This window comes from Xenophilus azovorans DSM 13620 (genome assembly GCF_000745855.1).
GTDB lineage: Bacteria > Pseudomonadota > Gammaproteobacteria > Burkholderiales > Burkholderiaceae_C > Xenophilus > Xenophilus azovorans.
This window is the reverse complement of record NZ_JQKD01000035.1, coordinates 20,579-40,070: the sequence shown is the minus strand read 5'-3', so window position 1 is coordinate 40,070 and position 19,492 is coordinate 20,579. Positions and strand designations below refer to the sequence as shown.

Genomic DNA, 19,492 nt, shown 5'->3' with positions numbered 1-19,492 from the left:
GTCGCCTCGCTTCAGGCGATGGCGGCGTCCACTGCCTCGCGCGTGAGCGTAGGCGCGAAGGCCTCGATGAAGGCGTACACGTAGTTGCGCAGGAAGCTGCCGCGCCGCACCGCCAGCCGCGTGTGGTTGATGCCGAACAGCGCGCCGGCGTCCACGGCGCGCAGCCGCGTGTCGCGCTCGGCCTCGAAGGCCACGCCGGCGACGATGCCCACGCCCATGCCCAGCTCCACGTAGGTCTTGATGACGTCGGCGTCCATCGCCGCCAGCGCGATGTCGGCCGCCAGGCCGGCGCGGGCGAAGGCCTCGTCGATGCGGGTGCGGCCGGTGAAGCCGGCGTCGTAGGTGATGAGCGGGTGGCGCGCCAGCGCCTCCAGGCTCAGCGGGGCGCGCAGCACCGGATGGTCGGGCGGCGCGATCACCGCGTGCGTCCAGCGGTAGCAGGGCAGGGCCGCCAGCTGCGGGTAGTCGGCCAGCGCCTCGGTGGCGATGCCCACGTCGGCCTCGCCCTCGATCAGCATCTGCGCGACCTGCCGCGGCGAGCCCTGGTGCAGGTGCAGCCGCACGCCCGGGAACTGGCGGCGGAAGTCCTGCACCGCCTCGGGCAGCGCGTAGCGCGCCTGCGTGTGCGTGGCCGCGATGGACAGCCGCCCGCTGTGCTGCGCCGCGAACTCCTCGCCGGCCAGCCGCAGGTTGCGGCTTTCCATCAGCACCCGCTCGACGATGGGCAGCACGTGGCGGCCCGGCTCCGTCAGCCCGGTCAGCCGCTTGCCGGCGCGCACGAACAGCGCGATGCCCAGCTCGTCCTCCAGTTCGCGGATCTGCCGGCTCACGCCGGGCTGGGAGGTGTGCAGCACCTGGGCCGCCTCGGTGAGGTTGAAGCCGCAGCGCGCGGCCTCGCGCACCGAGCGAAGCTGTTGGAAATTCATGGGCGCGCCATTGTGCGGAGGCGCCCGGCGCAAGGGAACGATCGTTTCGTTGGTTCCTTATGAGCCGGACATCTTTGGCGCCGGCCGGCCCGGCGCCTCAGGTGCCGCCCACGTAGGGGTTGCCCTGCCGCTCCCGTCCGAAGGTGCTTTCCGGCCCGTGGCCGGGGATGAACACCGTCTCGCCGCCCATCGGCCACAGCCGCTGCACGATGCTGTCGATCAGCTGCTGGTGGTTGCCGCCGGGGAAGTCCGTGCGGCCGATGCTGCCGGCGAACAGCACGTCGCCGACGAAGGCGCGCTGCGCGCCGGGCGAGTGGAAGACCACGTGCCCCGGCGTGTGGCCCGGGCAGTGGCGCACCGCCAGCGTCTCCTCGCCCAGCGTGACGGTGTCGCCGTCGTGCAGCCAGCGCGCGGGCGTGAAGGGCTCGGCCGGCGCGAAGCCGAACATGCGGCTCTGCTCGGCGAGGCCGTCGATCCAGAACTGGTCGCCCGGGTGCGGGCCGACGATCGGCAGCGCCAGCCGCCGCGCCAGCTCGCCGGCACCGCCGGCGTGGTCGATGTGGGCATGGGTGAGCCAGATCGCCTCCAGCGTCACGCCCAGCACGCGGGCCGCCTCCACGATGCGGTCCAGCTCGCCGCCGGGATCGATCACCGCGCCCTTCATCGTCCGGTCGCACCAGACGATGGAGCAGTTCTGCTGGAAAGGGGTGACGGGCAGGGTGCGGTAGCGCAGCATGTCTTCAGGTGGTCGGAGGCATCGGGGATGCCTTGAAATGTATCTCATAGTGGACATTTCAGATGAAATGAACATAATGAGAAACACAATGCCTGCCCCCAGCCCGCCCCTGACGCCTGATTCGGCCCGCTCGCTGCAGCAGCTCGGCCATGCCTTGCGCAGCCGCCGCAAGGCCTTGCGGGTCAATGCCGTCTCGGCGGCCGAGGCCGCGCACCTGTCCCGCGTCACCCTGCACCGCATCGAAAAGGGCGAGGCTTCCGTCACCGCGGGGGCGTATGCGCAGGCCGGGTCGGCGCTCGGGCTGGCGCTGGCCTGGGTGCCGGCCGCCGGCGAGGCGGCCGCTGCGCCGGCACCCCGGCGCAAGGGCTGGCTGCCCGCCCGCGTGTCGCTGGCCGACTATCCGGTTCTGCGGCAGCTCGCGTGGCACGTCACGGGCGACCGACCGTTGACGCCGCGCGAGGCCCTGGCCATCTACGAACGCCATGCGCACCATCCGTGGCCCGAAGACATGACGCCCGAGGAGCAGGACCTCCTCGACGCCCTGCGCCTGGCCCTGGCCGATCCTTCCTCGGCCCTCGATGTTTGAGCGGCCCCACCACCGGCGCATCGGCCGCGTGCTGCAGTCGCTGGATGGCGCCGTGCTCCGCGCGCATGCCTGCCTGTTCGGCGGCGGCACCGCCATCGCGCTGCGCTTCGGCGAGTACCGGGAATCGGTCGACATGGACTTCCTCGTTTCCGACCTCGCGGCCTACCAGCAACTGCGGCTGGCGCTCACCGGCGCCCACGGGCTGGCGGTCCTCCAGCGGTCGGGCGCCACGCCCCTCGAGCGCGCCGGCGACATCCGTGCCGACCGGTACGGCATCCGCGCGCGCATCCTGGTGGACGGCCAGCCCATCAAGTTCGAGATCGTCCACGAAGGGCGCATCCTCCTGGCGCCGCCGGGCGCCGCGGACGACCTGTGCGGCGTGCCCATGCTCACCGTGCTCGACATGGCGGCGAGCAAGCTGCTGGCCAACTCCGACCGCTGGGCCGACGACGGCGTGTTCAGCCGCGACCTGATCGACCTCGCCATGATGCAGCCGCCCCTGCGCCTGCTGCGGCAGGCGCTGGCCAAGGCCGAGGCCGCCTATGGCGAGGCCGTGCCGCGCGACCTCGCGCGCGCCATCGACGGCATGCGCCAGCGTCCGGGCTGGCTGGTCCGCTGCATGCAGATGATGGACGTGCGCCGTACGCCGTCCGAGCTGTGGCAGCGCATCCGCGCGCTGCGCCGCGTCCTCGTCAGACCGTGAAGTCGTAGTCCACCGTGATCGGCGCGTGGTCGCTGAACTTGATGGTCTTGAAGATGTGCTCGCTGCGCGCCAGCTCGGCCAGCGCCGGGGTGGCCAGGTGGTAGTCCAGGCGCCAGCCCACGTTCTTGGCGTAGGCCTGGCCGCGGTTGCTCCACCACGTGTAGCAGGCGTCGGTGGTGTCGGGCTGCAGCCGGCGGTACACATCCACCAGGCCCGCGCCCTCGGCGCCGGCGTCGAGCAGGCGCGTCATCCAGGCGCGCTCCTCGGGCAGGAAGCCGCTGTTCTTCTGGTTGCTCTTCCAGTTCTTCAGGTCCGCTTCCCTGTGGGCGATGTTGATGTCGCCGCACAGGATGAACTCGCGCTCCTTCTTCAGCTGCACCAGGTGCGGGAAGAAGCCCGCCAGGAAGCGGTACTTGGCCGCCTGCCGCTCCTCGCCCGAGCTGCCGCTGGGGAAGTAGCAGCTGATGATCGAGAGCTTGCGCGCCGGCGTGTCGAAGCGCAGCTCCAGGTAGCGGCCCTCGGCGTCGAACTCCCGGTCGCCCCAGCCCACCACCACCTCGCTGGGCGCGTGCCGCGTGTAGACGGCGGTGCCGGCGTAGCCCTTCTTCTCGGCGAAGTGGAAATGGCCCGTGAGGCCCGCCATCTCCTCGAAGCGGCCCTGCACGTCGCTGGCCGAGACGCGGATCTCCTGCATGCAAATACAATCCGGCGCCGTTTCGGCGACCCAGTCGGCCACCCCCTTGGTGGCCGCCGAGCGCAGGCCGTTGAGATTGAGGCTGGTGAGTTTGAACACGTGCGAGGAATTCCGATGGCTGGTGCGGTGACGACAGGCGAGAACGGCGGCGGCGCGCTGGCCCAGGACTTCGTGCAGTTCGCGATCGAGTCGGGCGTTCTGCGCTTCGGCCAGTTCAAGACCAAGGCCGGCCGCATGAGCCCGTATTTCTTCAATGCCGGGCTGTTCGACGACGGCGCGCGCATCGCGCGGCTGGCGGAATTCTATGCAGCGCGCATCCTCGCCTCGGGCGTCGAGTTCGACATGATCTTCGGCCCCGCGTACAAGGGCATCCCGCTGGGCGCCACCGTGGCGGCCGAGCTGGCGCGGCGCGGCCGCAACGTGCCCTTCGCCTACAACCGCAAGGAGGCGAAAGACCACGGCGAGGGCGGCTCGCTGGTCGGCGCGCCGCTGAAGGGCCGGGTGCTGATCGTGGACGACGTGATGTCCGCCGGCACCGCGGTGCGCGAGTCCATCGCCCTCATCCGCGCGGCCGGTGCCACGCCGCATGCCGTCGCCATCGCGCTGGACCGGCAGGAGAAGGCCACCGAGAACGGCGCCGACGTGCCCTACAGCGCCGTGCAGTACGTGCGCAGCCAGCTCGGCATGGAGGTTGTCGCCATTGCCACCCTGGCCGACTTGCTGGACTATCTGGGCCAGCGTGCCAGCGACGAGCTGCGCACGCACCGCGAGGGAGTCCTGGCCTACCGCGCGCGCTACGGCGCCGGCTGAGGCCCGCCGAAGGCATCGAAGGAGTCGATACGCCGTGCTGTCACCTGCCGTCATCCATCATGTGCGCCCGCTGGCCAGGCTGCTGGCCGCGGCGGCCTGCCTCGCCGCCTCCGGCGCGGCGCTTGCGCAGTCCGACGGCAAGGGCGGCGTGTCCAACACCGGCAGCATCTTCAGCTGCGTCGACGCCGGCGGCCGCACCATCACCTCCGACCGGCCCATCCCGGCCTGCTTCGACCGCGAGCAGGTCGAGCTGAACTCGTCCGGCACGGTCAAGCGCCGCATCGAGCCGCGCTACACCGCCAGGGAGCGCGCCGAGATCGAGGCGCGCGCGCGCGAGGCCGAACAGGCCGCGCTGCGCCAGCGCGAGGAGCGCCGCCGCGAGCGCGCGCTGCTGGTGCGCTACCCCAGCGCCGCCACCCACGACCGCGAGCGCGCCGAGGCCCTCAAGCAGGTGGACGCCGTCATCGAGGCGGCCCGCAAGCGCCTGTCGGAACTGGGCGAGGAGCGCCGCCGCATCGACGGCGAGATGGAGTTCTACGCCGGCGACCCGGGCAAGGCCCCCGCCTCGCTGCGCCGGCAGGTCGAGGACAACGACCAGGCTGTGAAGGTGCAGAAGCGCTTCATCGGCGAGCAGGAAGAGGAAAAGCGCCGCATCGCCAGCCGCTTCGACGAGGAGCGGACCCGGCTGGTGCAGCTCTGGTCGCCCGAGAACGGCGGCCGGGCGCGGCGGCCCGCGCCCTAGCCCAGCTTCGCCTTCAGCAGTGCATTGACCTGCGCCGGGTTGGCCTTGCCCTGGCTGGCCTTCATCACCTGGCCGACCAGCGCGTTGAAGGCCTTGTCCTTGCCGGCGCGGTACTCGGCGATGTTCTTCTCGTTCTTCGCCAGCACCTCGTCGACGATCTTTTCCAGCGCGCCGGCGTCGCTCATCTGCTTGAGGCCCTTGGCCTCGATGAGCGCGTCCACGTCGCTGCCTTCGCCACTCCACAGCGCCTCGAACACCTGGCGCGCGGCGGCGTTGGAGATCGTGCCGTCGCCGATGCGGCCGATGAGCTGCGCGAGCTGGGCCGGCTTCACCGGCGCGGCCTCGATGCCGATCTCCTGCGCGTTCAGCCGCTTGGAGATCTCGCCCTGCAGCCAGTTGCTGGCGAGCTTGGGCGCGGCGCCTGCCCCCACCACCGCGTCGAAGTACGCGGCGTGGGCGGGGCTCTGCGTGAGCTGCGTGGCGTCGTAGTCCGTCAGGCCGTGCTCGCGCACGTAGCGCTCGGCCATGGCGCGCGGCAGCTCGGGCATCTCGCCCTTCACGCGCTCGATCCATTCGGCGGCGATGGCCAGCGGCGGCAGGTCCGGGTCGGGGAAGTAGCGGTAGTCGGCCGCATCCTCCTTGGTGCGCATGGCGCGCGTCTCGCCGGTGTCGGGATCGAACAGCACGGTGGCCTGCTGGATCGCGTGGCCGTCCTCCAACTGCTCGATCTGCCAGCGGATCTCGTAGTCGATCGCCTGCTGCATGAAGCGGAAGCTGTTGAGGTTCTTGATCTCGCGCCGCGTGCCGAGCGGCTGGCCCGGCCGGCGCACCGACACGTTGGCGTCGCAGCGGAAGCTGCCCTCCTGCATGTTGCCGTCGCAGATGCCGATCCAGGTGACGATCTTGTGCAGCTCCTTGGCATAGGCCACCGCCTCGGCGGTGGAGCGCATGTCGGGCTCGGTCACGATCTCCAGCAGCGGCGTGCCGGCGCGGTTGAGGTCGATGCCGCTCATGCCGACGAAGTCCTCGTGCAGCGACTTGCCGGCGTCTTCCTCCAGGTGCGCGCGCACCAGGCGCACCGTCTTCAGCTCGCCGTCGAGGTAGAAGCTCACCGAGCCGCCCTGCACCACCGGGATCTCGTACTGGCTGATCTGGTAGCCCTTGGGCAGGTCGGGGTAGAAGTAGTTCTTGCGCGCGAAGACGCTGCGCGGCGCGATGGTGCTGCCCAGCGCCAGGCCCAGCCGGATCGCGCGCTCGACGGCGCCCCTGTTCATCACCGGCAGCGTGCCGGGCAGGGCCAGGTCCACCGCGCAGGCCTGGGTGTTCGGCTCGGCGCCGAAGGCCGTGCTGGCGCGGCTGAAGATCTTGCTGGCGGTGGACAGCTGCGCGTGGGTCTCGAAGCCGATGATGACTTCGTAGCCCTGCACCAGCGGGCCGGTGGGGCGGCCCTGCTGCTGCGCCTCGAAGGTGTTCACGGTGTCGTTCATGTCAGAAGCCCTCCGGCGTCTTCCGGTGCCAGTCGGTCGCCTGCTGGAAGCGGTGCGCGGCGTTCAGCAGCTTCGCCTCGCCGAAGTAGTTGCCGATCAGCTGCAGGCCCACGGGCATGCTGCCGTCGAAGCCGCAGGGCACGCTCATGCCCGGCAGGCCGGCCAGCGAGGCCGGCAGGGTGAACACGTCGGCCAGGTAGTCGGCCACCGGGTCGCCGCCGTGCTCGCCGATCTTCCAGGCCACGGTGGGCGCGGCGGGGCCGGCGATGACGTCGCAGTCCCTGAAGGCCTGCTGGAAGTCGTCGGCGATCATGCGGCGCACCTTCTGCGCCTGCAGGTAGTAGGCGTCGTAGTAGCCGTGCGAGAGGACGTAGGTGCCGATCATGATGCGGCGCTTGACCTCGTCGCCGAAGCCCTCGGCGCGCGTCTTCGCGTACATCTCGGCCAGGTCCTTGTACTGCGCGGCGCGGTGGCCGAACTTCACGCCGTCGAAGCGGCTGAGGTTGGAGCTGGCCTCGGCCGCGGCCAGGATGTAGTAGACGGGGATCGACAGCTCGGTGCGCGGCAGGCTCACCTCCACGCGCCTGGCGCCCAGCTTCTCGTACTCGGCCAGCGCCGCCTCGATGGCGGCGCGCACGCCGGGCGCCACGCCCTCGCCGACGAACTCCTTCGGCACACCGATGCGCAGGCCCTCCAGCGAGGCATGGAGCTGGCGCGAGAAGTCCTCGGCCGGCACGTCCAGCGAGGTGGAGTCGCGGTCCGGGTCGGGCCCGCACATCGCGGACAGCAGCAGGGCGCAGTCCTCGGCCGAGCGGGCCATCGGGCCGGCCTGATCCAGGCTGGACGCGAAGGCGATCATCCCGTAGCGCGAGGCGCGGCCGTAGGTCGGCTTGATGCCGGTGATGCCGCAGAAGGAGGCCGGCTGGCGGATCGAGCCGCCCGTGTCGGTGCCGGTGGCGGCCGGCGCCAGGGCGGCGGCCACGGCCACCGCGCTGCCGCCGGAGGAGCCGCCGGGCACGCGCTCGCGGTCCCAGGGGTTGCGCACGGGCGAGACGGCGTCCAGGCCGGCCGCCGGCACGGCGACGTTCTCGTTGGCCGAGCCCATCGCGAACTCGTCGCAGCTCAGCTTGCCCAGCGTGACCATGCCGGCCCCGGCCAGCTTGCGCACCACCGTGGCGTCGAAGGGCGAGCGGTAGTCCGCCAGCATGCGCGAGCCGGCGGTGCTGGGCCAGCCGGTGGTGACGAAGATGTCCTTGTGGGCGATCGGCACGCCCGCCAGCGGACCCGCCTTGCCGGCGGCCAGGGCGGCGTCGGCGGCCCGGGCCTGGGCCAGGGTGGCCTCTTCGTCGACGGACACGAAGGCGGCCAGGTCCTGGTGCGCCTTCATGCGGCCCAGGAAGTGGCGCGCCGCTTCCTCGGCCGAGACCTCGCGCGCCGCCAGCGCACGGGCCAGGGCCGCCACACCCCGGTGGTGCAGGGGCGCACTCATTCGATCACCTTCGGCACGAGGAACAGGCCGTTCTCCACCGCCGGCGCGCTGCGCTGGTTGGCGGCGCGGTCGTCCGGCCCGCTGACCGCGTCCTCGCGCAGGCGCAGCGTCACGTCCTGGAAGGCGGCCACGGGGTGGGCCAGGGGCTCGGTGCCGGCGGTGTCCACCGCCTGCATGCGCTCGACCAGGCCGAAGAAGCCGTTGATCTGAGTGAGCATGCGCTCGCTTTCGTCGGAATTCAGTTGCAGCTTCGCCAGCGAGGCGATGCGCGCGATATCGGAGGAGTTCAGGGCCATCGGGATGGGCGCGTCGTCGGGGACGCCGAAAAGTGCCGCTCCGGCGCGTCGAACGGGGGGCGCCGATGGCCGGGAGCAAGGGGGAATCAGGTATTATCCGGCCTTTGCCGCAACATGCGCGAACTGGTGCCCTGACTGGCCCTGTCTTGCCGCAAGCGCAGTCAACTTCCCCCATCCAACAACAAGGGGCGACGCCCGGCCGAAGCGCCTGCCGTGCCCCCAAGGATCTGTCGCCATGTTTGGAGCCTTCCGTCGGTACTTCTCGACCGACCTCGCGATCGACCTCGGCACCGCCAACACCCTCATCTTCGCCCGCAACAAGGGCATCGTGCTCGACGAGCCCTCGGTCGTCGCCATCCGCCACGAGGGCGGCCCGCACGGCAAGAAGGTGATCCAGGCCGTGGGCCACGAGGCCAAGGCCATGCTGGGCAAGGTGCCCGGCAACATCGAGGCGATCCGCCCGATGAAGGACGGCGTGATCGCCGACTTCGTGATCACCGAGCAGATGATCAAGCAGTTCATCAAGATGGTGCACCCGCGCTCGCTGTTCACGCCCAGCCCGCGCATCATCATCTGCGTGCCCTGCGGCTCCACCCAGGTCGAGCGCCGCGCCATCAAGGACGCGGCCGAGGCGGCGGGCGCCACGTCGGTGTACCTGATCGAGGAGCCCATGGCCGCGGCCATCGGTGCCGGCCTGCCGGTCAGCGAGGCCAGCGGCTCGATGGTGGTGGACATCGGCGGCGGCACCACCGAGGTGGGCATCATCTCGCTCGGCGGCATGGTCTACAAGGGCAGCGTGCGCGTCGGCGGCGACCGCTTCGACGACTCCATCATCAACTACATCCGCCGCAACTACGGCATGCTGATCGGCGAGCCCACCGCCGAGATCATCAAGAAGAGCATCGGCTCGGCCTTCCCCGGCTCCGAGGTCAAGGAGATGGAGGTCAAGGGCCGCAACCTCAGCGAAGGCGTGCCGCGCAGCTTCACCATCAGCTCCAACGAGGTGCTGGAGGCGCTGACCGACCCGCTCAACCACATCGTCTCGGCCGTCAAGAACGCGCTGGAGCAGACCCCGCCCGAGCTGGGCGCCGACATCGCCGAGCGCGGCATGATGCTCACCGGCGGCGGCGCGCTGCTGCGCGACCTGGACCGCCTGCTGGCCGAGGAGACCGGCCTGCCCGTGCTGGTGGCCGAAGACCCGCTGCAGTGCGTGGTCAAGGGCTGCGGCATGGCGCTCGAGCGCATGGACCGGCTGGGCAGCATCTTCACGAGCGAGTAAATTTGCGCGCTGTCGCGAGCAGGCCGGACTGTGGTGGCACAGGCCGGCTTTTTGTCATCTGACTGAGCCTCTGGCGCTGCACCTCTTCTTCATCCGTCCATGCCGCTCGGCACGCTCGACAGAACCGCCCCGCCCCTGTTCAACCAGGGTCCCTCGGCCCTGTCGCGGCTGGTCTTCTTCAGCGCGCTGGCGCTGCTGCTGATGGTGGCGGACGCCCGCTTCGACATGGTCAGCCCCGTGCGCAAGGCGGTGGGCGCGGTGCTCTACCCGCTGCAGTGGCTGGCGCTCAAGCCGGTGCAGGGCGTGGTGGCGGCGGGACGCTACTTCGAGGACCTGCAGGGCGCCCAGCGCGGCGAGGCCGAGGCGCGCCGCGCCATGGTGCTGCAGGCCGAGCGCGCCAGCCAGGCCGACGCGCTGGCCGCCGACAACGCCCGGCTGCGCGCCCTGCTGGAGCTGCGCCAGAACACGACGGTGCCGGGCCGCGCCGCCGAGGTGCTGTACGACGCGGCCGACCCCTACACCCGCAAGATCGTCATCGACCAGGGGCTCACCCAGGGCATCCAGCCCGGCTCCCCGGTGATCGACGAGCAGGGCGTGCTCGGCCAGGTGACCCTGGTGCAGCCCTTCGGCAGCGAGGTGACGCTGGTGGTGGACCGCAACCTGTCCATCCCCGTGCAGAACGCGCGCACCGGCGTGCGCAGCGTGGCCTTCGGCGACGCCTCGGCCGGCGGCGCCGGGATGGAACTGCGCTTCACCTCCGCCAATGCCGACGTGCAGGAGGGCGACCTGCTCGTCACCAGCGGCGTGGACGGCGTCTACCCCGCCGGCCTGCCCGTGGCCCGGGTGGAGCGCATCGAGAAGCGCGCCGACACCCCCTTCGCCCGCATCCACTGCGTGCCGATGGCGCGCGTGGGCGCGGTGCGCTACGTGATGGTGCTCGCGCCGGTGGGCGCGGCGGCGGCCCCGGCCCCGGCCTCCGAGCCGGCGGCGCCGGAGGCCGCCTCGTCCAAGAAGCAGCCCGAAGGCCGCGCCGCCGCCCGCAAGCCCGGCCCGGGCCGCCCCGGCGAAGGGCAGTCCCCGGCCGCGGGAGGCCGCCGATGATCATGCGCCCTGGCCAGGAGCAGCTGCTGCTGCCCGTGCGGCCCACCTTCATCTGGAGCAGCCTGGCGGTGGCGCTGCTGCTGAACCTGCTGCCGCTGGGCCGCCTGGCCTGGATGCCCGACCTGCTGGCGCTGGCGCTCGTGTTCTGGAGCGTGCACCAGCCCGCGCGCATCGGCCTGGGCGCGGCCTTCGTCTTCGGGCTGGTGATGGATGTGCACCAGTCTGCGCTGCTGGGGCAGCACGCGCTGTCCTATGCCACGTTGTGCTTCTTCGCCATCACGCTGCACCGGCGGCTGCTGTGGTATCCGGTGCTGTCGCAGGCGCTGCAGCTCGTGCCGCTGTTCGCGGTGTCGCACCTGATCGAGTTGGGCATCCGCATGGTCGGCAGCGGGTTCTTCCCCGGCTGGCAGGTGATGATCGCGCCGGTGGTGGAGGCCGCGCTGTGGCCGCTGGCCACCTGGCTGCTGCTGGCGCCGCAGCGCCGCGCGCCCGAGCCCGACGACAACCGCCCCCTGTAGCAGCGCCGCGTGCATGACCGAGATCCGCAACGTCGCCGCCGACCTCGCCCGCTTCCGGCGGCGCGTGCTGGTCATCTCGCTGGCGGTGCTGGCGGCGTTCTCGCTGCTGGGGATGCGCCTGTTCTACCTGCAGGTCACCCGCCACGACGACCTGGCCGCGCAGGCCGAAAGCAACCGCACGGCGGTGGTGCCGGTGGTGCCCAACCGCGGCCTCATCCTCGACCGCAACGGCATCGTGCTGGCCTCCAACTATTCGGCCTACACCCTGGAGATCACGCCGTCGAAGGTGGGAGACCTGGAGGACACCCTCGACGAGCTGGCGCAGATCGTCGACATCCAGCCGCGCGACCGGCGCCGCTTCAAGCGCCTGCGCGAGGACTCGCGCAGCTTCGACTCCATCCCCATCCGCACCCGCCTGACCGACGAGGAGGTGGCCCGCTTCGCCGCCCAGCGCTACCGCTTCCCCGGCGTGGAGATCAAGGCGCGCCTGTTCCGCAACTACCCGAACGGCGAGCTGGCCAGCCACGTGCTGGGCTACATCGGCCGCATCAACCAGCGCGAGAAGGCCGCCATGGAGGACTGGCCCGAGGAGGACCAGGCCAACTACAAGGGCACCGACTACATCGGCAAGCTGGGCGTCGAGCAGAGCTACGAGAAGGTGCTGCACGGCCAGACCGGGGTGGAGCAGATGGAGACCTCCGCCGGCGGGCGCGCCGTGCGCCGCCTCGCCAGCCACCCCGCCACGCCCGGCGACACCGTCATGCTCACGCTCGACATCAAGCTGCAGAAGCTGGTGGAGGACATGTTCGGCGAGCGCCGTGGCGCGCTGGTGGCGCTGGACCCGCGCACGGGCGAGGTGCTGGCCTTCGTCTCCAAGCCCACCTTCGACCCCAACCTCTTCGTCGAGGGCATCGACACCGAGAGCTGGCAGGCGCTCAACGAGTCGATCGACAAGCCGCTGCTCAACCGCGCGCTGCGCGGCACCTACCCGCCCGGCTCCACCTACAAGCCCTTCATGGCGCTGGCCGCGCTGCAGCTGGGCAAGCGCGCGCCCAACGTGGTGGTGAACGACCCCGGCTACTTCACCTACGGCGGCCACACCTTCCGCAGCCACGAGGGCGGGCTGGGCGGCGTGGACATGGTCCGCGCCATCCAGTATTCGAGCAACACCTACTTCTATTCGCTGGCGGTGGAGATGGGCGTGGACGCGATCCACGACTTCATGAAGCCGCTGGGCTTCGGGCAGGTCACCGGCATCGACCTGGGCGGCGAGGTGCGCGGCGTGCTGCCCAGCACCGAGTGGAAGCGCAACAACTACAAGCGCCCCGAGCTGAAGAAGTGGTACGCGGGCGAGACCGTGTCGCTGGGCATCGGCCAGGGCTACAACAACTTCACCATGCTGCAGCTCGCGCTGGCCGAGGCCACGCTGGCCAACGGCGGCACCCGCTACCGGCCGCACCTGGTGCGGGCCATCAAGAACACCGTCACCGGCCAGGTCGACCTGGTGCCGCAGCCGCCCGGCGAGGACCTGGGCTACCAGAAGAAGAACGTGGATGTCGTGCGCGCCGGCCTGGTGGCGGTGAACAAGGGCGGCACCGGCACGCGCGTGTTCGCCGGCGCCGCCTACACCTCGGCCGGCAAGACCGGCACGGCGCAGGCCGTCTCGCTGGGCCAGGGCGTGAGGTACAACGCCAAGGCGCTGGAGGAGCACCAGCGCGACCACTCGCTGTTCGCCGCCTTCGCGCCGGCCGAGGACCCGCGCATCGCCGTCGCGGTGATCGTGGAGAACGCCGGCTTCGGCGCCGCCCATGCGGCGCCCATCGTGCGGCGGGTGTTCGACTACTGGCTGGCCGACCAGTACCCCAATGAGCAGGACATGGCTGCCGTGCGCATCGGCAAGGCCTCCGCGCCCATCGGCAAGCCGCTGGTGGCCAGCCAGATGCCCTGGCCGCCGACCGCCGGCGGCGCCAGCACCGCGCCCTGACAGGCCCTAGCCGCGCAGGAAGGCGTCGTAGCCGGTGCGCAGGATCAGCGCGCCCACCACCCCGATGAACACCTTGCGCACGAAGCCCGCGCCGTGGCGCAGCGCGACCCGCGCGCCCAGGATGCTGCCGGCCACGTTGGCCACGGCCATCAGCAGGCCGTAGTGCCACCACACGTGCCCCTTCAGGGCGAACAGCAGCAGCGCGCCGGCGTTGGTGGTCGTGTTCAGCAGCTTGGCCGAGGCCGAGGCGTTCAGGAAGTCGTAGCCCAGCCAGCGCACGAACAGGAAGATGAAGAAGCTGCCGGTGCCGGGGCCGAAGAAGCCGTCGTAGAAGCCGATCAGCGCGCCGATGGCGGCGGTGGCCCCGATCTCCGCCCGGCCGGCCAGGCGCGGCGCATGCTCGCGCCCCAGGTCCTTGCGCGCCAGCGTGTACAGCAGCAGCCCCAGCAGGATGAAGGGCAGCAGCTTGCGCAGCGCCGCCGGCGAGACCAGCGACACCGTCCAGGCTCCGGCCAGCGCGCCGGCGAAGGCGGCCCCGATGCCCGCCCCCAGCGCCGGCCAGCGCAGGTGCACGCGCCGCGCGAACTGGGCGCCGGCCGCCGCCGTGCCCCAGACCGAGGCGCTCTTGTTGGTGCCCAGCAGGGTCGCTGCCGGTGCACCCGGAAAGGTGGCGAACAGCACCGGCACCAGCACGAGGCCGCCGCCGCCCACGATCGAATCCACGAAGCCCGCGAACAGCGAGGCCAGCCCCAGCCACCATCCTTCCATCCGGGCATTGTCTCCGGCGGTGCATCCCGTTGCGGGTGCGGAAAAAAGAAAAGCGCCGACCGGCGGCGCTTTGAAAAACGATGGGTGCCTCATGGGCGGGCACCTTGAATGATCTTGTTCTGGGGTCGGGCGGTTTGTCTCCTCGGTCCCTCGCAGAGCAACGAGGCAGGGCCCGTTGGCGAGTGCGGCGACTTTAGGGGGTGCACCGTCCCAGTGCATCGGGAATAACCCGCTGCAGAAATGTGACCGGATGTGAGCGGCCCTCCCCGGAAGGGTGCGAGTCAGCCGCCGGCGGCGTCGGCCCGTACCCAGGCGGCGGCCTTCTCGGCCATCATCAGCGTGGGGCTGTTGGTGTTGCCGCTGGTGATGGTGGGCATGGCGCTGGCGTCCACCACGCGCAGGCCCTGCACGCCGCGCACGCGCAGGCGGGCGTCGAGCACGGCCATCGGGTCGTCGGCCGCACCCATCTTCGCCGTGCCCACCGGATGGAAGATGGTGGTGGCGATGTCGCCGGCCAGGCGCGCCAGGTCCTCGTCGCTCTCGTACTGCGGGCCGGGCTTCCACTCCTGCGGCCGGTATTTCGCCAGCGCGGGCTGGGCCGCGATGCGGCGCGTCACGCGCAGCGAGTCGGCCGCCACCTTGCGGTCCGCGTCGGTGGAGAGATAGCACGGCGCGATGGCCGGGGCGTCCTCGAAGCGCGGGCTCTTGATGCGCACCGAGCCGCGGCTGGTCGGGTTGAGGTTGCACACGCTGGCGGTGAAGGCCGGGAAGCTGTGCAGCGGGTCGCCGAAGGCATCGAGCGAGAGCGGCTGCACGTGGTACTGGATGTTGGGCCAGGCGTGCCCGGGCGCGCTGCGGGTGAAGGCGCCGAGCTGCGAGGGCGCCATGCTCATCGGCCCGCTGCGGCGCAGGACGTACTCCAGCCCGATGCGCGCCTTGCCGAAGAGCGAGGAAGCCAGCACGTTGAGCGTGGGCGCGCCGTCGATCTTGAACACGGCGCGGATCTGCAGGTGGTCCTGCAGGTTGGCGCCCACGCCGGGCAGGTCGGCCACCACCGGGATGCCGTGCTGCTGCAGCAGATCGCCCGGCCCGATGCCCGAGAGCTGCAGCAGCTGCGGCGAGCCGATGCTGCCTGCGCACAGCAGCACCTCGCGCGTGGCGCTGGCCGTGACCAGCTCGCTGCCGTTCCACACCTGCACGCCGGTGCAGCGCGGCGGGCCGTCGGGCTGCGCCTCGACCACCAGCCGTGTGACCTGCGCGCCCGTCCACAGCTCGAAGTTCGGCCGTCCGTAGCAGATGGGCCGCAGGAAGGCCTTGGCCGTGTTCCAGCGCCAGCCGGCCTTCTGGTTGACCTGGAAGTAGCCCACGCCCTCGTTGCTGCCGCGGTTGAAGTCGGCGGTGTGCGGGATGCCGGCCTGCACCGCCGCCTCGGCGAAGGCGTCGAGGATGTCCCAGCGCAGCCGCTGGCGCTCCACGCGCCACTCGCCGCCGTGGCCGTGGAAGCGATCGAAGTCCGCGTCGCGCCGCGCGGCCTCGGCGGCGTCGCCCAGGTAGTGGTCCTCGTGCTGCCTGAAGGCGGGCAGCACGTTCTCCCAGCGCCAGGCGTCGTCGCCGGTGAGTTGCGCCCAGCCGTCGTAGTCGCGCGACTGGCCGCGCATGTAGATCATGCCGTTGATGCTGGAGCAGCCGCCCAGCGTCTTGCCGCGCGGGTAGCGCAGCACGCGGCCGTTCAGGCCGGCGTCGGGCTCGGTCTGGTAGAGCCAGTCGGTGCGCGGGTTGCCGATGCAGTAGAGGTACCCCACCGGGATGTGGATCCAGTGGTAGTCGTCCTTGCGCCCGGCCTCGATGAGCAGCACGCGCCGCCTCTTGTCCGCGCTCAGCCGGTTGGCCATCAGCGCGCCCGCCGTGCCGGCGCCGATGACGATGTAGTCGAAGGTGGTGTCGCTCATGGTGTCGTCTCCGGCGCCTCTTTGCGGGCTCTCTGTTCAGATGTCGTCGTCGTGGTAGCCCGATTCACGCTGGTGACGGATGGCGAGGACTTCGACATCCGACAGGTCCGCGTTCACCCGGTAAAGCGCCAGGTAGCCGGTGCTGCCGCGCTGGATCACCAGTTCGCGCAGACGCCCCGGCGCGGGCCGGCCGACGCGCGGCTGGTGTGTGAGGATGTCCAGCGCCTGGCGAATCACGTTCACGGTATCGGCGGCTGCGATGGGGTCGGTGGGAAGGAGGAAGTCGACCAGCCGCCGCAGGTCCTGGCGCGCCCGCGGACTCAGAACGAGCCGGCTCATGCGGCTTTCTTACGCCTTGTGCCCGGCTTGGCTCCCCGGCCACGCACCGGCGCAGGCTCTGGAATGACCTCGTCCGTGCCGTGCGCGCGGATGCGCGCGTGCAGCCATTCAAAGACATCTTCGGCGGCGTAGACAGGCCCACCCGCGTCGATGTCCGCCGCCGCAGCTTGCGCATCGCTGAGGAACTCCGCACGCTGCCGTCTGCGGCGCACTTCGTCTTCCAGGGCTCGCAACATGAAGGCATGCGCGGAAACGCGGTCCTCTTCGGCGAAGTGCTGGATTGTCTGCTTCAGTTCGTCGGACAGCTTGAGCGAGGTGGTGGACATGGCAACTCCTTGCGGTAACACCATGGTAGCACCCGCCTCGCGCCGCGTCACTTCGCCGTCGGCATCACGAATTCGGCCCCCTTGCCGATGCTCTCGGGCCAGCGCTGCATGATCGACTTCTGCTTGGTGTAGAAGCGCACGCCTTCCTCGCCGTAGGCGTGCATGTCGCCGAACAGGCTGCGCTTCCAGCCGCCGAAGCCGTGCCAGGCCATCGGCACCGGGATCGGCACGTTGATGCCGACCATGCCCACCTGGATGCGGCGGCCGAACTCGCGCGCCACGTTGCCGTCGCGGGTGAAGCAGGCCACGCCGTTGCCGAACTCGTGGGCGTTGATGAGGTCTACAGCCTCCTTCAGGTCCTTCACGCGCACGCAGCCGAGCACGGGGCCGAAGATCTCTTCCTTGTAGATGCGCATCTCGGGCGTGACGTGGTCGAACAGCGTGCCGCCCATCCAGAAGCCCCCGTCGCAGCCCTCGCCGGCGCGGCTGCCGTCGAAGCCGCGGCCGTCGACCAGCAGCTTCGCGCCTTCCTGCTCGCCCAGCGCGATGTAGCCGCCGATGCGCTCGTGCGCGGCCTTCGTCACGATCGGGCCCATCTCCGCCGCCAGGTTCTCGCCGTCGAGCACCTTCAGCGTCTTCGCGCGCTCGACCAGCTTGGGAATGATCCGGTCGGCCGCGTCGCCCACCAGCACCGCCACGCTGATCGCCATGCAGCGCTCGCCGGCCGAGCCGTAGCCGGCGCCGATCAGCGCATCGACCGCCTGGTCGATGTCGGCGTCGGGCATCACCACCATGTGGTTCTTGGCGCCGCCCAGGGCCTGCACCCGCTTGCCGTGGCGCGCGCCCGTCTCGTAGATGTAGTTGGCGATGGGCGTGGAGCCGACGAAGCTGACGGCCTTCACGTCGGGGTGCTCCAGCAGCGCGTCGACGGCCGCCTTGTCGCCCTGCACCACGTTGAACACGCCGTCGGGCAGGCCGGCCTCCTTCAGCAGCTCGGCGATGCGCAGCGAGGGGCTGGGGTCGATCGGGCTGGGCTTGAGCACGAAGGTGTTGCCCGCGGCGATGGCCACCGGGAACATCCACATCGGCACCATCACCGGGAAGTTGAAGGGCGTGATACCCGCCACCACGCCCAGCGGCTGGCGGATTGTCCAGTTGTCGATGCCGGTGGAGACCTGCTCGGTGTGGTCGCCCTTCAGCAGTTGCGGGATGCCGCAGGCGAACTCCACCACCTCGATGCCGCGCGTGACCTCGCCCTGCGCGTCGGTGAACACCTTGCCGTGTTCGGCGGTGATCAGGTGGGCCAGCTCGTCGCGGTGCCGGTTCAGCAGCTCGAGGAACCGGAACATCACCCGCGCGCGGCGCACCGGCGGCGTGTCGGCCCAGGCCGGGAAGGCGGCCTGCGCGGCGGCCACGGCGGCGCCCACCTGGTCGGCGCCGGCCAGCCCGGCGCGGCCGGTGACGGCGCCGGTGGCGGGGTTGGTCACGTCCTGTGCGCGGCCCGAGGCGTTGGCCACGAGGCGGCCCTGGATGTAGTGGTCGATGGCGGCGATGCTGTTCTTCACGCGCGGTCTCCGGAAAAGGGGAAGAGGGGGGTCGCGGCCAGTCTAGGACCGCCTCCGGAGCCTGCCTAGCCGCCTGCGCTTGAACTGATTGTTTGCTGTAGTGAACAATCATTCAATGGAATACCAAAAGATCGAGAGCCTGTGGACCCACCTGCACTGGCTGACGGTGCTGGCGCAGCAGGGCAGCTTCACCGCGGCCGCGCGCCGGCTCGGCGTGAGCAAGGCCGGCATGAGCCAGCGCATCGCCGAGCTGGAGCGCGAGGCCGGCGTGCCGCTGGTGCTGCGCACCACCCGCAGCGTGCGGCTCACCGAAGCCGGCCAGCGGCTGGTGGACGGCACGCGCGCCTCCTTCGACGCCATCGCCCAGAGCTTCGCCGGCGTGCGCGACCTGGCCGAGCTGCCGCGCGGCCTGCTGCGGGTGAGCGCGCCGGTGGCCCTGGCGCGCCAGCAACTGGTGCCGCGGCTGCCGGACTTCCTGCGCGCGCACCCCGAGGTGCGGCTGGAGCTGGAGCTGTCGGACCGCCTCGTCTCGCTTGCCACCGAGGGTTTCGACCTGGCCGTGCGCCACACCGCCGCGCCGCCGGACACGCACGTCGCCTGGACGCTGTGCGCCACGCGCAGCGTGCTGGTGGCCAGCCGCGCCTACCTGCGCCGGCGCGGCGCGCCGCAGCGCCCGCAGGAACTGCCGTCGCACGACTGCCTGCACTACCCGCGCGCCCGCGAGACGCCGGCCTGGCATTTCCGCCAGCGCGCCGCGCCGCGCGGGCGCGAAAGGGCCGAGCCGCCGCGCATCACCGTGCCGGTGGCCGGCCCCTTCGCCGCCAACAACAGCGAGGCGCTGCGCGACGCGGCGCTGCGCGGGCTGGGCATCGCACTGCTGCCCGACTTCAGCGCCCAGGCGGCGCTGCAGTCCGGCCGGCTGGTGGAGGTGCTGCCCGGCTGGGAGCCGGTGGGCGCCTTCGGCGAGCACCTGTTCGCCATCCGGCCCTACACGCCGCACGTGCCGCGGGCGGTGAGCGTCTTCGTCGCCTGGCTGCGCGAGGCCTTCGCCGGCGGTTTCGGGCCGCGGGCCGAAGGCGTGCGTCAGTGAAGGGCGCGGCCGCCTGTCGCCCGGCGCCGCGCCCGGCGCGGGCGGCAGGAACCAGCGGTTAGCATCACCGGCTGTTCAGCCTCAGGTCAGACAGCCCGATCCGC

At 71.2% G+C, this 19,492-nt stretch carries 20 protein-coding genes; 9 read left to right on the top strand and 11 right to left on the bottom strand.

Features of this window, described 5'->3' with window-relative positions; translation table 11 throughout:
- Positions 1–11 precede the first annotated feature (11 nt).
- Both Q392_RS18265 and Q392_RS18260 read right to left on the bottom strand, forming a co-directional pair.
- Positions 12–926 (bottom strand): CysB family HTH-type transcriptional regulator, encoded by a 915-nt coding sequence (locus tag Q392_RS18265; RefSeq protein WP_038210759.1) that lies wholly within the window; start codon positions 924–926, stop codon positions 12–14.
- 97 nt (positions 927–1,023) lie between these two features.
- Positions 1,024–1,662, bottom strand: coding sequence for an MBL fold metallo-hydrolase (locus tag Q392_RS18260; RefSeq protein WP_038210756.1), 639 nt, complete (start codon positions 1,660–1,662; stop codon positions 1,024–1,026).
- An 88-nt stretch (positions 1,663–1,750) separates the two neighbouring features.
- Here Q392_RS18260 and Q392_RS18255 point away from each other — a divergent pair, with 88 nt between their 5' ends.
- The gene (locus Q392_RS18255) at positions 1,751–2,248 is read left to right on the top strand and encodes a helix-turn-helix domain-containing protein (protein ID WP_038210752.1); all 498 of its coding nucleotides are present in this window, start codon (positions 1,751–1,753) and stop codon (positions 2,246–2,248) included.
- Positions 2,241–2,951: a nucleotidyl transferase AbiEii/AbiGii toxin family protein gene (locus Q392_RS18250; protein WP_038210748.1), complete on the top strand. Its 711-nt coding sequence runs from the start codon at positions 2,241–2,243 to the stop codon at positions 2,949–2,951. Before Q392_RS18255 ends, Q392_RS18250 begins: the two co-directional genes overlap by 8 nt.
- Here Q392_RS18250 and Q392_RS18245 read toward each other — a convergent pair.
- Entirely contained in the window at positions 2,941–3,744 is an 804-nt protein-coding gene (locus Q392_RS18245) for an exodeoxyribonuclease III (RefSeq protein WP_038210746.1), read from the bottom strand. The two genes, Q392_RS18250 and Q392_RS18245, sit on opposite strands and share 11 nt — an antisense overlap.
- Positions 3,745–3,759: 15 nt before the next feature.
- Here Q392_RS18245 and pyrE point away from each other — a divergent pair, with 15 nt between their 5' ends.
- Positions 3,760–4,455, top strand: a complete 696-nt coding sequence (gene pyrE, locus Q392_RS18240) for an orotate phosphoribosyltransferase (protein WP_051953689.1) — start codon at positions 3,760–3,762, stop codon at positions 4,453–4,455.
- Between the two features lie 34 nt (positions 4,456–4,489).
- A complete protein-coding gene (locus tag Q392_RS18235) occupies positions 4,490–5,197 on the top strand; it encodes a DUF4124 domain-containing protein (RefSeq protein WP_245610748.1) in 708 nt (235 codons plus the stop codon).
- On the opposite strand, the gene gatB is transcribed toward Q392_RS18235, so the two are convergent.
- Genes gatB through gatC form a run of 3 tightly spaced genes read right to left on the bottom strand, consistent with a single transcriptional unit; the run spans position 5,194 to position 8,469 of the window.
- Positions 5,194–6,684, bottom strand: a complete 1,491-nt coding sequence (gene gatB / locus Q392_RS18230) for an Asp-tRNA(Asn)/Glu-tRNA(Gln) amidotransferase subunit GatB (protein ID WP_051953686.1) — start codon at positions 6,682–6,684, stop codon at positions 5,194–5,196. The two genes, Q392_RS18235 and gatB, sit on opposite strands and share 4 nt — an antisense overlap.
- Before the next feature lies 1 nt (position 6,685).
- The gene (gene gatA / locus Q392_RS18225) at positions 6,686–8,173 is read right to left on the bottom strand and encodes an Asp-tRNA(Asn)/Glu-tRNA(Gln) amidotransferase subunit GatA (protein ID WP_038210743.1); all 1,488 of its coding nucleotides are present in this window, start codon (positions 8,171–8,173) and stop codon (positions 6,686–6,688) included.
- Positions 8,170–8,469 carry an Asp-tRNA(Asn)/Glu-tRNA(Gln) amidotransferase subunit GatC gene (gene gatC, locus Q392_RS18220; RefSeq protein ID WP_038210742.1) on the bottom strand — a complete coding sequence of 100 codons (300 nt, stop codon included), beginning with the start codon at positions 8,467–8,469 and terminating at the stop codon, positions 8,170–8,172. Before gatC ends, gatA begins: the two co-directional genes overlap by 4 nt.
- Positions 8,470–8,704: 235 nt before the next feature.
- Here gatC and Q392_RS18215 point away from each other — a divergent pair, with 235 nt between their 5' ends.
- From Q392_RS18215 to mrdA, 4 genes are all read left to right on the top strand, one after another.
- Positions 8,705–9,748, top strand: a complete 1,044-nt coding sequence (locus Q392_RS18215; RefSeq protein ID WP_038210740.1) for a rod shape-determining protein — start codon at positions 8,705–8,707, stop codon at positions 9,746–9,748.
- A gap of 99 nt (positions 9,749–9,847) precedes the next feature.
- A complete protein-coding gene (mreC, locus tag Q392_RS18210) occupies positions 9,848–10,849 on the top strand; it encodes a rod shape-determining protein MreC (RefSeq protein ID WP_038210739.1) in 1,002 nt (333 codons plus the stop codon).
- Positions 10,846–11,367 (top strand): rod shape-determining protein MreD, encoded by a 522-nt coding sequence (mreD, locus tag Q392_RS18205; protein WP_038210737.1) that lies wholly within the window; start codon positions 10,846–10,848, stop codon positions 11,365–11,367. Before mreC ends, mreD begins: the two co-directional genes overlap by 4 nt.
- 13 nt (positions 11,368–11,380) lie before the next feature.
- Positions 11,381–13,351 carry a penicillin-binding protein 2 gene (gene mrdA / locus Q392_RS18200; protein ID WP_038210734.1) on the top strand — a complete coding sequence of 657 codons (1,971 nt, stop codon included), beginning with the start codon at positions 11,381–11,383 and terminating at the stop codon, positions 13,349–13,351.
- Between the two features lie 6 nt (positions 13,352–13,357).
- On the opposite strand, the gene Q392_RS18195 is transcribed toward mrdA, so the two are convergent.
- The 5 genes from Q392_RS18195 to Q392_RS18175 all read right to left on the bottom strand — a co-directional run bounded on the left by Q392_RS18195 (position 13,358) and on the right by Q392_RS18175 (position 18,298).
- Positions 13,358–14,119 (bottom strand): sulfite exporter TauE/SafE family protein, encoded by a 762-nt coding sequence (locus Q392_RS18195; protein ID WP_038210732.1) that lies wholly within the window; start codon positions 14,117–14,119, stop codon positions 13,358–13,360.
- Between the two features lie 281 nt (positions 14,120–14,400).
- Positions 14,401–16,068, bottom strand: coding sequence for a GMC family oxidoreductase (locus tag Q392_RS18190; protein WP_038210731.1), 1,668 nt, complete (start codon positions 16,066–16,068; stop codon positions 14,401–14,403).
- 36 nt (positions 16,069–16,104) lie between these two features.
- Positions 16,105–16,407 carry a type II toxin-antitoxin system RelE/ParE family toxin gene (locus Q392_RS18185; RefSeq protein WP_038210730.1) on the bottom strand — a complete coding sequence of 101 codons (303 nt, stop codon included), beginning with the start codon at positions 16,405–16,407 and terminating at the stop codon, positions 16,105–16,107.
- Entirely contained in the window at positions 16,404–16,733 is a 330-nt protein-coding gene (locus tag Q392_RS18180; protein ID WP_051953684.1) for a hypothetical protein, read from the bottom strand. Before Q392_RS18180 ends, Q392_RS18185 begins: the two co-directional genes overlap by 4 nt.
- A gap of 47 nt (positions 16,734–16,780) precedes the next feature.
- The gene (locus tag Q392_RS18175; RefSeq protein WP_038210728.1) at positions 16,781–18,298 is read right to left on the bottom strand and encodes a CoA-acylating methylmalonate-semialdehyde dehydrogenase; all 1,518 of its coding nucleotides are present in this window, start codon (positions 18,296–18,298) and stop codon (positions 16,781–16,783) included.
- Positions 18,299–18,413: 115 nt separating this feature from the next.
- Between Q392_RS18175 and Q392_RS18170 the strand changes: the two genes are divergently transcribed.
- Entirely contained in the window at positions 18,414–19,388 is a 975-nt protein-coding gene (locus Q392_RS18170; RefSeq protein ID WP_038210727.1) for a LysR family transcriptional regulator, read from the top strand.
- Positions 19,389–19,492: the final 104 nt, after the last annotated feature.

Coding starts and splice junctions, on each gene's coding strand:
- Q392_RS18265 (WP_038210759.1), bottom strand. CDS start 926: ATGAATTTCCAACAGCTTCGCTCGGTGCGCGAGGCCGCGCGCTGCGGC.
- Q392_RS18260 (WP_038210756.1), bottom strand. CDS start 1,662: ATGCTGCGCTACCGCACCCTGCCCGTCACCCCTTTCCAGCAGAACTGC.
- Q392_RS18255 (WP_038210752.1), top strand. CDS start 1,751: ATGCCTGCCCCCAGCCCGCCCCTGACGCCTGATTCGGCCCGCTCGCTG.
- Q392_RS18250 (WP_038210748.1), top strand. CDS start 2,241: ATGTTTGAGCGGCCCCACCACCGGCGCATCGGCCGCGTGCTGCAGTCG.
- pyrE (WP_051953689.1), top strand. CDS start 3,760: ATGGCTGGTGCGGTGACGACAGGCGAGAACGGCGGCGGCGCGCTGGCC.
- gatB (WP_051953686.1), bottom strand. CDS start 6,684: ATGAACGACACCGTGAACACCTTCGAGGCGCAGCAGCAGGGCCGCCCC.
- gatA (WP_038210743.1), bottom strand. CDS start 8,173: ATGAGTGCGCCCCTGCACCACCGGGGTGTGGCGGCCCTGGCCCGTGCG.
- gatC (WP_038210742.1), bottom strand. CDS start 8,469: ATGGCCCTGAACTCCTCCGATATCGCGCGCATCGCCTCGCTGGCGAAG.
- Q392_RS18215 (WP_038210740.1), top strand. CDS start 8,705: ATGTTTGGAGCCTTCCGTCGGTACTTCTCGACCGACCTCGCGATCGAC.
- mreC (WP_038210739.1), top strand. CDS start 9,848: ATGCCGCTCGGCACGCTCGACAGAACCGCCCCGCCCCTGTTCAACCAG.
- mreD (WP_038210737.1), top strand. CDS start 10,846: ATGATCATGCGCCCTGGCCAGGAGCAGCTGCTGCTGCCCGTGCGGCCC.
- mrdA (WP_038210734.1), top strand. CDS start 11,381: ATGACCGAGATCCGCAACGTCGCCGCCGACCTCGCCCGCTTCCGGCGG.
- Q392_RS18195 (WP_038210732.1), bottom strand. CDS start 14,119: ATGGAAGGATGGTGGCTGGGGCTGGCCTCGCTGTTCGCGGGCTTCGTG.
- Q392_RS18190 (WP_038210731.1), bottom strand. CDS start 16,068: ATGAGCGACACCACCTTCGACTACATCGTCATCGGCGCCGGCACGGCG.
- Q392_RS18185 (WP_038210730.1), bottom strand. CDS start 16,407: ATGAGCCGGCTCGTTCTGAGTCCGCGGGCGCGCCAGGACCTGCGGCGG.
- Q392_RS18180 (WP_051953684.1), bottom strand. CDS start 16,733: ATGTCCACCACCTCGCTCAAGCTGTCCGACGAACTGAAGCAGACAATC.
- Q392_RS18170 (WP_038210727.1), top strand. CDS start 18,414: ATGGAATACCAAAAGATCGAGAGCCTGTGGACCCACCTGCACTGGCTG.